Source organism: Pedococcus sp. P2_D9 (assembly GCF_056404275.1).
The window spans coordinates 17,895-30,564 of record NZ_JBFUEI010000006.1 but is presented as its reverse complement, the minus strand read 5'-3'; the positions used below and the strand labels follow the sequence as shown (position 1 = coordinate 30,564).

At 64.3% G+C, this 12,670-nt stretch carries 12 protein-coding genes and 1 pseudogene; 5 read left to right on the top strand and 8 right to left on the bottom strand.

From position 1 onward, the window contains the following. Positions 1-47 precede the first annotated feature (47 nt). The 8 genes from codA to AC1DXJ_RS11400 all read right to left on the bottom strand — a co-directional run bounded on the left by codA (position 48) and on the right by AC1DXJ_RS11400 (position 8,411). Positions 48-1,325 carry a cytosine deaminase gene (gene codA / locus AC1DXJ_RS11435; protein WP_477636973.1) on the bottom strand — a complete coding sequence of 426 codons (1,278 nt, stop codon included), beginning with the start codon at positions 1,323-1,325 and terminating at the stop codon, positions 48-50. A gap of 121 nt (positions 1,326-1,446) precedes the next feature. After that, a complete protein-coding gene (locus AC1DXJ_RS11430) occupies positions 1,447-2,328 on the bottom strand; it encodes an NHL repeat-containing protein (protein WP_477636972.1) in 882 nt (293 codons plus the stop codon). Then, on the bottom strand, positions 2,325-3,176 hold the full coding sequence (locus AC1DXJ_RS11425; protein WP_477636971.1) for an ATP-binding cassette domain-containing protein: 852 nt from the start codon (positions 3,174-3,176) through the stop codon (positions 2,325-2,327). The genes AC1DXJ_RS11430 and AC1DXJ_RS11425 overlap by 4 nt, the downstream gene beginning before the upstream one ends. Continuing rightward, positions 3,173-4,177 (bottom strand): ABC transporter ATP-binding protein, encoded by a 1,005-nt coding sequence (locus tag AC1DXJ_RS11420; RefSeq protein WP_477636970.1) that lies wholly within the window; start codon positions 4,175-4,177, stop codon positions 3,173-3,175. Before AC1DXJ_RS11420 ends, AC1DXJ_RS11425 begins: the two co-directional genes overlap by 4 nt. After that, positions 4,174-5,070 (bottom strand): ABC transporter permease, encoded by an 897-nt coding sequence (locus AC1DXJ_RS11415; RefSeq protein ID WP_477636969.1) that lies wholly within the window; start codon positions 5,068-5,070, stop codon positions 4,174-4,176. The genes AC1DXJ_RS11420 and AC1DXJ_RS11415 overlap by 4 nt, the downstream gene beginning before the upstream one ends. Before the next feature lie 20 nt (positions 5,071-5,090). After that, entirely contained in the window at positions 5,091-6,128 is a 1,038-nt protein-coding gene (locus AC1DXJ_RS11410; RefSeq protein ID WP_477636968.1) for an ABC transporter permease, read from the bottom strand. 24 nt (positions 6,129-6,152) lie between these two features. After that, on the bottom strand, positions 6,153-7,736 hold the full coding sequence (locus AC1DXJ_RS11405; protein WP_477636967.1) for an ABC transporter substrate-binding protein: 1,584 nt from the start codon (positions 7,734-7,736) through the stop codon (positions 6,153-6,155). A 144-nt stretch (positions 7,737-7,880) separates the two neighbouring features. Next, positions 7,881-8,411: a 2-oxo-4-hydroxy-4-carboxy-5-ureidoimidazoline decarboxylase gene (locus AC1DXJ_RS11400; protein WP_477636966.1), complete on the bottom strand. Its 531-nt coding sequence runs from the start codon at positions 8,409-8,411 to the stop codon at positions 7,881-7,883. Between the two features lie 253 nt (positions 8,412-8,664). Here AC1DXJ_RS11400 and AC1DXJ_RS11395 point away from each other — a divergent pair, with 253 nt between their 5' ends. The 5 genes and pseudogenes from AC1DXJ_RS11395 to istB all read left to right on the top strand — a co-directional run bounded on the left by AC1DXJ_RS11395 (position 8,665) and on the right by istB (position 12,415). After that, positions 8,665-8,916, top strand: coding sequence for a thiamine-binding protein (locus AC1DXJ_RS11395; protein ID WP_477636965.1), 252 nt, complete (start codon positions 8,665-8,667; stop codon positions 8,914-8,916). A 49-nt stretch (positions 8,917-8,965) separates the two neighbouring features. After that, positions 8,966-9,409 (top strand): helix-turn-helix domain-containing protein, encoded by a 444-nt coding sequence (locus AC1DXJ_RS11390; RefSeq protein ID WP_477636964.1) that lies wholly within the window; start codon positions 8,966-8,968, stop codon positions 9,407-9,409. 297 nt (positions 9,410-9,706) lie between these two features. Beyond that, on the top strand, positions 9,707-9,901 hold the full coding sequence (locus AC1DXJ_RS11385) for a hypothetical protein (protein WP_477637095.1): 195 nt from the start codon (positions 9,707-9,709) through the stop codon (positions 9,899-9,901). A gap of 473 nt (positions 9,902-10,374) precedes the next feature. After that, a pseudogene (gene istA / locus AC1DXJ_RS11380) lies at positions 10,375-11,603 on the top strand (IS21 family transposase). Then, complete coding sequence (gene istB, locus AC1DXJ_RS11375) at positions 11,603-12,415, top strand: IS21-like element helper ATPase IstB (protein WP_477636963.1); 813 nt, start codon at positions 11,603-11,605, stop codon at positions 12,413-12,415. The pseudogene istA and the gene istB overlap by 1 nt, the downstream one beginning before the upstream one ends. Positions 12,416-12,670 lie beyond the last annotated feature (255 nt).

The window sequence follows — 12,670 nt, the reverse complement described above, 5'->3', positions numbered from 1 at the left end:
GTGCCGTCGGCTGCCGCATCCACTCCTGAAGGGGTGGTGATCGCGACTCACGGGGTGGCGAGGCCAGCCCGCGTCGCTGCGACCGTGGCACGTCCGTCTTCATACAGCACCTGGCCATGGCTGACGACGAAGGACGGGCGGACCTGTCGGCGGATGATCTCGAACCTGCTCTCGGCGTCGACGATGAGGAAGGACGCTGGTTGACCGGCCTTCACGCCATACGCATTGCCCGGGATCCCAAGCACCCGGGCGGCGCGGTCGGTGATCATGCGGAAGCATTCTTCAACCTCCGCCGGCGCCGTCATCTGGCTGGCGAGGGCCCCAACCAGCGCAACCTGAGTGGGGTCTCCCGCCCCTAGGGCGAACCAAGGCCCCTGCATGTCGTCGTGACCGAGAGCCACATTCACACCGGCACCGATCAGCTCCTTGACCTGGGTCAGGCCTCGCCGTTTGGGATACCCATCCAGCCGTCCCTGGAGAGCCAGGTTAACCAGCGGGTTGCACACCATGTTGATCTGCGACCTGCGAAGCAAGTTCAGCATCTTGCCCGAGTAGTCCGCGTTGTAGGACCCCATCGCGACGGTGTGGCTGGCGGTGACGCGCCCTCCCATCTGATGGCGCCGGGCAAGAAAGACCAGCGTCTCGAGGAAGCGAGACTGCTCGTCGTCAACCTCATCGCAGTGGATATCGACCATGAGCCCAGCGTCCAATGCCGCATCGAAGGCGATGTTCAGCGACCGCAGCCCCTCTTCTCGGGTCTCCTCGGCGTGCGGGATCGCACCCACGGCATCCACTCCGAGCGTCACAGCCTCGCGCAGCAACTCCTGACCACCGTCGAATGAGCACAGGCCCTCCTGTGGAAAGGCTACGAGCTGCACTCCCACCGCCGGCTTCAACGACTCCTTGACCCTGAGAAGTGCCCTTAGAGCGACGAGAGAGGCGTCGGTGATATCGACATGCGTCCTGGCGAATAGGACCCCGTTCGCTGCCAGCGTCGAGAGCACCGCTCTCGCCCTGCCCTCGACGTCCTCGGCCGTCAAGGCCGCCTTTCGATCCGACCAACACGAGATCCCTTCCCACAGCGACCCAGACTCGTTCCAGCGTGGCTGGCCCGCGGTCCGTGCGGCGTCGAGGTGGAGGTGCGGCTCGACGTACGGTGGGATGACGAGTGCCCCCTTCGCGTCGATGACATGTCCTTGGTCCAGCGGCGTGGTGCCCGCCGGTGATAACGACGTGAACCTTCCCCGCGAAATGGCGATGTCCGTCAGTCCGTCACGGCCGAGCAAGCGGCAGTTGCGGACGGTGAGATCTGATTCAGCAGGCATTCGACTCTTCCTCGTCTACGTGTTCGTCCATTGCGTATCGCTCGCGCAAGCCGGGGATGCGCGTGCCCGATGTCCTCCAACCGACTCGGTTCCACAAGGGTTAACCCCGGTCGCTTGAGTGCTAACGACCAACGGCGCTGGCGTCCCTCGCGGCCTCCTCGGCGTCGATCAGTTCCCACTTCTCGACATTCGGCAACTCGCCCACGAGGAAGAGGTTCCCCTCTGCATCCCCGCAGAGGCTGTGCAGAGGCAGCGCCCCGTGCGCTCGTCCCAGAACGGCCCCGAAGGCGTCGTACTGGTGCACCCTGACCACGAGATCCGCCACCCACAGCACGCCCGAGCCGTCGAACCACAGGTCAGTGGGGCGATGGAGGACGTCGGTCCACTCCCGGATGTGTTCTCCTTCGGGGGAGAACACCACGATTCTCGATGCGTCGCGGTCGCCCACGTACACCAGCCCGTCAGGACCAACTGCTATCGAGTGCGGGGACGTCAACTCGCCGACCGCCTTCCCTGGGCTTCCCCACGAGTGCAGATGACGACCAGCAGCGCTGAAGGCGTGCACCCGGGTGTTGCTGTCACCGTCGGATACGAAGATGGTTCCGTCGGGCCCGACAGCGACTCCGGTCGGATTGTTGAAGGCTTCCTCGAAGGCGGGAACACCAGAGCCGATGGTCAGCAAGTGGTCGCCGTTTACGGAGAACTTGAAGACGCGATGCGAGTCCTGGTCAACGACGAAGACCTCGTCGTTGCTGATATGGAGGTTGTGAATGCCTTGGAAGACCCCACTGCCCCAACCGTGGGAATACGTCCCGTCGGGACGGAAGACGGCGACCGGGGGCAGTGTGCCGTACAGCAGTGGACGATGTCCTACGAACACCCAACCCCTTGAATCCACTGCTACTGATCGCATCTGCCCGAATGACTCCCCCTCGGATAGTTGAGCAAACTTCCTGTTCGACCTGTAGTAGGCGTCTTTGGGACCCTTCACCAGCACACTCACGTTTCTTCTGCTCCTTTGATGTCAACAAGTCCGACACTGAGTTTCGTTGCCCGTGCCGAGTCCCGAGCTCGTGCGACGTGCGGGTCAGGATTGGGTATCGCCGCCAGGAGAGCCTTGGTGTAAGGCGCCGTCGGGCTCATGAACACCTCATCCCGGGTCGCGGTCTCGACTATCCGCCCATTCTGAAGAACAGCGATTGAGGGACACAGGTACTTGACGACCGCGAGATCATGCGAGATGAAGAGGATGGACAGGCCCAGCTTGGTCTGCATGTCCGCCAACAGATTGAGCACCTGGGCCTGAACCGAGACGTCGAGCGCCGAAACGGGTTCGTCACAGACCAACAGGCTGGGCTCGACAGCTAGAGCGCGCGCGATCGCGATCCGCTGCAGCTGCCCCCCGGAGAAGGATCCCGGGTACCGCGACATGGCGTCGGTCGGCATTCCGACCATGTCGAGCAGCGCTGCGGTACGGTCCCGACGTTGTGCGTTGGTGCCGCCCAGCCCGTGCACGACCATTCCCTCGACGATCAGCTGCTCGACCGTCATTCGTGGGTTAAGGCTTCCTGCCGGGTCCTGAAACACCATCTGCACCTGCCGTCGGTATGCCTTCAGGTCCCGCCCCCGAGCCCCAAGGATCTCTGAGCCCCGGAATCGGATGCTCCCGACATCAGGAGACTCGAGCCGCATGATGCAACGCAGGATGGTCGACTTCCCCGACCCCGACTCACCAACCAGTCCCAGAGTGCCGCCATCCGGCACATCCAGGTCGACGTCGTCGACGGCGCGAACCTGGGGTCGACCAAGACTGCTGAAGGTTTTCGACAAACCACGAACCTCTAGGATCATGAGACTCCCACCTTCACTCCAGCCGCATCTTCGTCCGTGGCACCCTCGTCGAGGCGGTGGCACGCGGCATACGCATCGCGTCCCCGCAGGGGGCGGAGCTCCGGTCGCGACTCCCGGCACAGGTCCACCGCGACCGGGCACCGTGGATGGAAGGCGCACCCAGTGGGCCGGTTTCCTGGCGCAGGGGTGGTTCCCGCGAGGGCCAGCAGCGAACCGGGTTCAGTGTCCATGCGAGGCACGGCAGCACTGAGTGCCTGGGCGTAGGGATGGGCCGGGGAGCCGATGACATCGAACACGTTCCCAACCTCCACGAGACGTCCGGAGTACATCACGGCGGCGTTGTCCGCGAAACCAGCGACCACACCGACGTCGTGGCTGATAAGGATCACTGCGAGGGAGCGTTCCTTGGCCACGTCACCCAACAACTGAAGAACCTGCTCCTGCACCCTGACATCGAGCGCTGTCGTGGGCTCGTCGGCGACCAACAACACCGGCTCGCTGACGAGAGCCATGGCCAACGCCACTCTCTGGCACATACCACCTGAGAACTCGTGGGGATACGCGCGCATACGCTTCTGGACGTCCGGTATCCCAAGGCTGCTCAGCATGGCCGCTGCACGCTTGTATGCCTCGCGTCTGCCAACACCCTGAACGATGAGCGGCTCGGCGACGTGTTGCCCCACCGACCGCATCGGATGAAGCGCAGAGAGAGGATCCTGGAACACCATTGAGATCAGCCGACCTCGAACTCTGCAGAAGTCTGACTCGCTAAGCCCGACCAACTGCATATCGCGCAAGAGCACCGACCCGCTGACCTGCAACGCGGTGTCCAGACCTAGGAGCGCACGCGCGGTCACCGACTTTCCTGACCCGGATTCGCCGACGATCGCAAGACGCTCGTCAGGCCCCAGGGTGAAGCTCACGTCATCCACGAGCGTAGGTCCTGCTGGAACCGTGACGGAGAGCCCGTCGACCCTGAGCAGAGGAGATTCACTCGTCATCTGGCCACACCCTTACGCTGAACCGCCGAGATGGACTGCCTCAAAACCGGGTCGGTCCGCAGGAGGAACACATCGCCGAGCAGCCCGAAGGACGCCGTTGTGATCGCAAGCGCGAGACCAGGAAACAGCGCGATCCACCAGGCGGTCGATACGTACCCTTGAGCGGCCGCCAAGGTCGCGCCCCACTCGGCTGACGGCGGTTGTGCGCCGGCACCGATGAACGAGAGGCCCCCGATGACGATGACGGTGTTGCCGATGTCGCCCGCCCACTTCACGCAAAGGGCCGGAATGGCGTTGGGCAACACGTGGCGGATCATCAACCGGACGTTGGACACCCCCAGAACTCGCGCTCCCGCGACATAGGGCAGCTGCATCGCCTCTCGTAGGAGCCCGCGCAGCAAGCGGGCGCTCATGGTCCACTCGACAAAGATGAGGGCCACCAGCACAGTCGACAACCCGACGCCCAACGCTGCCGTCACGGCGAGGGCGAACAGGATGCTGGGAAAGGATAGAACGGCGTCTGTCACGCGCATGAGTACCTCGTCGAGCCATCTGGGGCCAACGGTCGCCAAGACTGCTACGAGGCAGCCAAGCAACCCCGCCCCGGCAACGACGGTCACGGCCACGCCGAGGCTGACACGCGAGCCCACAACGATTCGCCAAAGAACGTCCCGGCCCTGGTCGTCTGTACCGAGCCAATGCTCGCCACTGGGGGGGCTCAGAGCCTGTGAGATGTTGGATGCATACACATCCGGCGCCAATGACGGTCCCACCAGAGCCACTAGGCAGATCGTCACGACGCTGACTATTACAATGCGGTCCAGGAGCGGGGTCGATCTACCTATGATGCCCCAGGAAACCTTCCGGGAACGCCGGAACGAAAGCCCGTCCATCAACGATGTCGTAGATGGCTTCACCGTCCCACCTCCGATGCGCGGATACGCGGATCCCTGATTAGTTGTATGACGTCAACGAGGAAATTCGTCGCCACAACGACAACGCCCACGGTCAGGACGCCGCCCTCGACACTTAAGGTGTCCTTCTGGGCGAGGGCATTGACCATGAAAGACCCAATTCCCGTGTAGCCGAACACGGACTCCACAAGCACCGCCGTACCGAATACCATTCCGAAGTTCACGCCAACCAAAATGATGACGGGCGTCAGCGCGGGCGGTAAGACATGCTTGCGGATCAGCCGGGCCTGCCTCACTCCAGTGGCGCGGGCGACGACGATGTGCTGACGCGTCATAATCCGCAATATCTCGGACCGTGTCACGCGGTAGAGAAGGCTTGTCTGGTTGACGGACAAGACAATCGCAGGCAAGAGCCTGTGCGTGAACGCGTCCCACGCGGCTGCCCCATCCCCCGCGAGGATGGCATCGAGAGTGACCGCGCCCGTGACGCGCGGAACCGTGAAGCCTACCGACAGCTCACCGGAGATCGGAAAGATCCCGAGGAGCGTTCCGAGCAGAAACTGCAGCATCAGGGCGAGCCAGAAGGGCGGAAGGCCCGCAAGCGTGATGACTACCACGCGCCTTGTCGCGTCTCCCGCTCCGGTGCTGCGCATCGCCGAGAGGGCAGCCAGGGGAACGGCCACGACGACGCTGATGAGCACGGACAGCGCGACCACCTCAGCGGTACCAGGCACCACGTCGCGGATCGCCGCAGCGACAGGACCGTGCGTCGAGCTGGAGATCCCTAGGTCACCATGCACAATCCTGTTCAAGAAGCTCAGATACTGACTGAGTATGTTCCGATCGAGCCCAAGTTTGGCACGGGCCGCCTCTACCTGTTCCGGTGTCGCGAACTCTCCGGCCGCGACGCGGGCCTCGTCGCCTGGCGTGGCCTTCAGGAGGAAGAACACCACCGTCGCCAGGAGGAGGAGAGTGGAGGCGGCCCCCACCAGCCTACGACCGAGGTACAACGTGGGGCCGAGCAGCCGAGCCGTCATGACGCTCCCAAAGACATCGGGGTCCTAGTTGGCCACTGTGAGGTAGCGATAAGCTACGCCGCCCATGGGGTTTGCCCGGTCCATACCGGCGATGTCGGTTCGGTATCCGAAGACATAGGGCACGGTGTAGATGGGCATCGTGACCGCATCTTGGTTCACGATCTCTTGCACGTCCTCGTAGATCGCGCAGCGTTCCTTCGCGTCAGGCGTCCTCATGGCCTTTTCGATGAGCGCGTCGACCTCACTGTTGGCGTAGGCTCCGCGGTTCGTTCCAGAGGACTTCGACCAGAAGTCTGACTTCAGCATGACGCCGATGTCCGGGTACGGTGCGCTCTGTCCAAAGAACACAATGTCCGGAATTGTCTTCTTGTCGCTCAGGAGGGTCAGGTAGTCGGCGAATGCGATCGGCTGGAGTTTGAGGCTCACGCCAATGCTCTTGAGGTTCGACTGCAGCAGCGTGGCCGCCTTGGCGTGTTGAGTAAAGACCGGCTGGTACCTCATGGTCAGGGTGGCTCCCTCCAATCCGGCTCGGCTGATGAGGCTGCGCGCCTTGTCGAGATCTTGCTGCGCGCTGGGCAGACTGGGGCGACAGAGCATATTGGTTGGCATGGGACCGTTGGCGACGGTGCCGCGACCCAGATAGATGGAGTCGAGCGCACCCTTGTAGTCGAACACGGACCGGAATGCTTCACGCAGCGGAAGCTTCGCGCCGGGGCCCTGGGAGGTGTTGAAGGCGACGGCGATCTGCACTGCGTAGGGACTGTCGGACACCTTCAGCTTGCTGTTCCGCTCGAGTGCGGCGGCACTATCGTTTGCGACGGCACCCACGTCGACCGACCCGGCATTGAGTTCAGCTGCGACCGTCGACTGATTGTCGATTCTGCGGAAGGTGAGGACCGCAGGACGTTTGGCGTCGAAATCCCAGAACTTGTCAAAACGGGCGAGTTCGAAGGTGCCCGCTGCGGCCGACTTGAGTGTGTACGGCCCTGATCCGGCAGCATGTGTCTGCAGCCACGCCTGCCCCTGATCCGCCCCCGCATTCTGCGCCATGAGTTTCGAGTCCAAGATGTAAATCCGGCTCAGCGCGCCCAGGAAGAGTGCGTCAGGTTGCTTGAGCTTAATGGTCAAGTGCGTGTCGTCTTCGGCCGTGGCCGAGTCGAAACTCGACATCAAGCCGGCAATTCCTTGACCGATCGCCTTGACGCGCTCCAGCGAGTAGACCACATCCGCCGACGTCAGTTTGTTCCCCGAATGGAACGTGACATCGCTGCGAAGAGTGATCTTTATGGCCGTCACATCGGGCGTGTACTCATAACTCGTTGCCAGTTCTGGAACCATCGCGCCTTTGTTATAGCCAATGAGTGCGTCGTACATCGCCGCCGCGATCTGGTCGGTCTGCTGGGTGCTCGATCGCACCGGATCCAACGACGTGACTTCGTTCTGGTAGGCGACGACCAAGGTCTGCTGGCGGCCGCCCGCTGGACTGGAGCCGCTGGCACCACCTCCGCTACAAGCCGCCATGCCACCAAGGGCGACACACGTTGCGACGCCGACAGCAAAATGCTTTGTCACTGTGCGCGCCCGGTTACGAGCGATGTACTGGGTCATTCTCTACCGCCTTGAGGATTGAGTTAAGGGACGGTTACACACGATATGAACGTAAAAGCGAGATCAAGCAATGCAGAGAAGTAGAAACGACCATCCGTGAGATTTGCTTTGCCATACCTCGGCACCGGATCTGGCAAGCACGACTCAACCTCCGCCCACGCACATGGCGAGCCTGGACTTAGCAATCTTTCCCAGTTCYTCGCGAGCCACAAAGAACTCCACTTCGGGTGTGTTGCTCATGCGCTCCCCGAGGTCGGCAAGAATGGCCGATGCGTCGAGCCCAACAGCAGACACGAGGTACATGAACCCGAACCGCTTCTCGTAGGATTCATTTGCCTCGTGGAGTCGTTTGCTCGTGTCATCGCTGGGCCGTCCTACTGCAGCCTGCTCTCTTTCCAGCAGAACTCCTTCGCTGCCCCCAATGTGGGCCGTTTCGCCGATCCGCGGGTGACGCGCCATCGCCTCCAACATGTCACTCATGGACAGATCGGAGATCGCGGCGTCCGACTGCGCCAGCACGGCATCCAGGTTCGCGTATGGCCTGCCGGCAAACACGCGGTGCACCCACGCGTCCGCGCTCACGCAGTCACGAAGAAGGCCAACGACATCCTCGTCGTCCGCCCCGTTCAGCCAGGTCACGTCCCGCGCCTTCTCGGGCCTCTCATGCACGGCCATGCTCCACGCATCCTTTCGCCGATCCGATTCGTGTCACGACCGCACATCCGCACGTCACCTGTGATGAGGCGCTGCAATCGTTCGCGCGATCGATCTCGTGCTAGAGTATTGAAGTATCGCTTGCGGGTCAACAGTCCCGGCGACGGAGTTCCCCATTCGAAACGACCCGTCACCAGGGGTGGCGAGTTGCGTCTGGCGGCGAGGCATCCGGTGTGGCCGCCACGACCCGGACCTGACCTAAGTAGGTGACGGCATGCAGGTGCGGGTGGAGTTCACGACCGAGCCGTTCCATGGCGGGGACGACCTGTTGCCGGCGCACGTCACCGCTGCGGCCGACGTCCTACAGGATGCCGGATTGTCACCGGATCTTGGTCCGTTCGGCACGTCCGTGGCCGGCGTCGCGAGCGACGTGATCCCGGTTGTGTCGAGGGCGTTGCAGGCCGCCCTCGACATCGGCGCAACGAGGGTCACGATGCAGGTCGAGCGGGACGACGCGGATGGCTGAGCGGCCGCCCCGGCCTACGCGAATCGCGGGCCCCGTCGCGGTCCAGGTAGTGTCCTGGCAGGATGCTCTGCGCCCGCTGCTGCGACGGGTCGGGGGCGAGGTCGTCGTCGGCGAGCCTGCCACTGACGATGTGCCCATCGAGTGGCTCGGTGAGGTCCTCTTCCATGTTCGCGTGCCGCAGTCCGCCACGACGGCGGCGAGGGACGACACCGCCGCACCGCCGGCGGCGGACACGCCCGTCGCGGGGGCTCCGACCGACTTCTCCGATGCGCTTGCACGGCTGATCGCCTCGGTTGAGGACGAGTTCGGTGGCGCGCTCGACACCCTGTCCCGAGCGGAGAAGCACCACGCCGTGCGGCTGCTCGAGGAGCGGGGCGCGTTCGAGATGCGGCGCAGTGCCGAGACGGTGGCAGAAGCGTTGGGGCTCACCCGGTTCACCGTGTACAACTACCTGAACCGGATGCGCGACCAGTCGGCCGAGCCGGCCGGATAGGCGTGGGTGGCGGTCTCGAACCGTGGCTCGACTGTTGAAATCACCAAGCTGACGCGCTCCTCGCGCGGGTAGACACCGCCCGTGCTTTGCCCTCCGCTTGCTTGACGTTGGTCGAGACCTGGAGCTGGCGCAGGTAGCCTTCGTGGCCGACGGCACCTAGCCCCCTCCCGGACGGGTGCTGCACCATTTGCCCTGCCGCCCGGTTCGTACATGGTCTGTCGATGACGGTTGACGGCCAAGGGGCCCCAGATCCCGAGGTACCAGAAGTCCGACGTCCTCCGGTGGGTTCGCCAGCTGGTGCCATGCCATCCGAAAGCAGGATCAGGGCGCTTCTATGCGGTTTTCAAGGTCGGGCGGACCCATTTCGCCGACAAGACCTTCGACACCAGTCGTGAAGCCCAAGGCTGGCTTGTCCGAGAGAAAGCCGCGATCGCAGGTGGTGTCCATCCGCGCGCGGGCCGGGCATCCGTGCGATCTCTTCTCCCGAGCTGACTCGAGGAGCGCAACGATTCCGTCTCTGGTGATCTGCAGCAGAGACGGCGCCTGACCCTCGATCTGGGTTCAGTGCGCACTGCGCCGTGACGTGCCCACCCCCCGGGTTGATTGTCACCCAGGCGGTGTCAAGGCACCGCCCGACCCCCGCGTGGCGGAGCGTGAGGAACGGTTCAGGGTCCGGGAGGTCGGTACCGCCGGTGTCCATCCAACGAAGGCTGGATCGGCGGGCGCGAATGATGAGCTCCTTGGCGTGGCCAAAGTCTACGGGAGATACGGCAAGGGGGCACAGTGGCGGGAGGAGCCTGATTGCGGTCTCGGCAGGCTTCCACCTCCGGTGAGGACTAAAAGTGTGGGCTGGGTGTCCTGGGTGACCCTCTGGGCAGTTGCAGTGTTCATGCTGTCGACGACGGCTGAAGACTGATCACTTATCGACGGGTGAAATCTGACCACCTGCGGTGACCCTGTGGAGGGTGATCAACGTGGAGGACTGGGCGGAGATCCGGCGGCTGCGTCGGGCTGAGGACATGCCGATCGCTGTGATCGCGCGCCGTTTGGGAGTGGCTCGGAACACGGTGAAGAAGGCGCTGGCCAGTGATCGGCCGCCGCGGTACGTGCGAATGCCGAAGGGTCAGCGGTTGATGCGTTTGAGCCGGCGATCCGTGAGTTGTTGGCGACGCCGACGATGCCGGCGACGGTGATCGCCCAACGGGTCGGCTGGGAGCGGTCGTTGACGGTGCTCAAGGACCGGGTTCGGGTGCTGCGCCCGCTGTTCCTGCCCCCGGACCCGGCCTCACGGACGGAGTACCTGCCTGGGGATCGGATGCAATGCGACCTGTGGTTCCCGCCGGTGGATGTGCCGTTGGGTTTCGGGCAGGTCGGTCGCCCACCGGTGCTGGTGATGGTGGCGGGGTACTCGCGGATGATCTTCGCGACGATGATCTGCTCGAGGCAGGGACCGGACCTGATCGCCGGGCACTGGCTGCTGCTGCATCAAGCTGGCAAGGTCCCGCGGGAGCTGGTGTGGGACAACGAGTCCGCGGTCGGGTCGTGGCGGGCCGGGAAGCCGAAGCTGACCGACGACTTCGAGTCGTTCCGCGGCACGCTCGGGGTCGGGGTGCACCAGTGCCGCCCCCGTGACCCTGAGGCTAAGGGCTTGGTCGAGCGGGCCAACGGCTACCTGGAGACCTCGTTCCTGCCCGGTCGGACCTTCACCTGCCCGGCGGACTTCAACATCCAGCTGGCCGACTGGTTGGAGTTGGCGAACACCCGGGTCGTTCGCCGGATCGGTTGCGCGCCCACCGCGCGGTGGGCCCAGGACAAGGCGGCCATGTTGTCGTTGCCACCGGTCGCGCCGTCGATCGGGTGGCGGACCCTGGTGCGGCTGCCGAGGGACCACTACGTGCGGGTCGACGGCAACGACTACTCGGTGGACCCGGGGGTGGTCGGGCGCAGGGTGGCGGTCGTCGCGGACCTGGACACGGTCGTCGTGACCTGTGCCGGGAACGTTGTCGCCTCCCATCAGCGGTGCTGGGCCAGGCATCAGTCGATCACCGACCCGGCCCACCACCAGGCAGCCCTGGAGCTCGCGTACCGCGCCGCCCACAGGCCCCGCCCGGGCGCACCCGAGCCCGATGAGGTCCAGCAGCGTGACCTGAGCGCCTACGACGCCGCGTTCGGCCTGAGCGAGGAGGTTGCCTGATGACCACCAGGACCACCACCAAGACCGTCGCCACCTCGGGGCGGGACCTGACCTCCGAGCTGGCGTTCCTGACCCGCGCCCTGAAGGCGCCCACGCTGCGTGAGGCCGTGCCCCGGTTGGCCGAGCGGGCCCGAGCCGAGTCCTGGACGCACGAGGAGTTCCTCGCCGCCTGCCTCGGGCGGGAGGTCTCCGCCCGGGAGTCCCACGGCGGCGAAGGCCGGATCCGCGCCGCTCGGTTCCCGGCCCGAAAGTCGTTGGAAGAGTTCGACTTCGACCACGCCCGCGGCCTCAAGCGCGACCTCATCGCCCACCTGGGCACCCTCGACTTCGTCACCGCCCGCGACAACGTGGTCTTCCTCGGACCGCCCGGCACCGGCAAGACCCACCTGGCCACCGGGATCGCGATCCGCGCCTGCCAAGGAGGGCACCGGGTCCTGTTCGCCACCGCCTCCCAATGGGTCGACCGGCTCGCTACCGCCCACCACGACGGCCGCCTCCAGGACGAACTGGTCCGCCTGGGCCGCTACCCGCTGCTGGTCGTCGACGAGGTCGGCTACATCCCCTTCGAACCCGAAGCCGCGAACCTGTTCTTCCAGCTMGTGTCCTCTCGGTACGAACGAGCCTCCCTGATCGTCACCAGCAACAAGACCTTCGGCCGCTGGGGAGAGGTCTTCGGCGACGACGTCGTCGCAGCAGCAATGATCGACCGGCTCGTCCACCACGCCGAGGTCGTAAACCTCAAAGGCGACTCCTACCGACTCAAAGACCGCGACCTCGGCCGCGTCCCCACCACCAGTGCCACCGAGGACTGACATGACCAACCAACGCCAGATGGTCAGATTTCACCCGTCGACAAGTGATCAATTTTCAGCCGCCGTTGACATCTGTGAAGCTGGGATTCACGGCAACAGCCTCTGTGGACCTGGCCGGGCTCTCGAATGGCCGCGATTCGATCTTGCTTTCCGGCCGTGCGTACACCACGTGCGGGCCACGGAAGACCCGAATGTTGCACGAGGCGGTGCACGGAGACGCAGGGTGGGCCAATGACGTGCGCGTTCGCCTCTGCC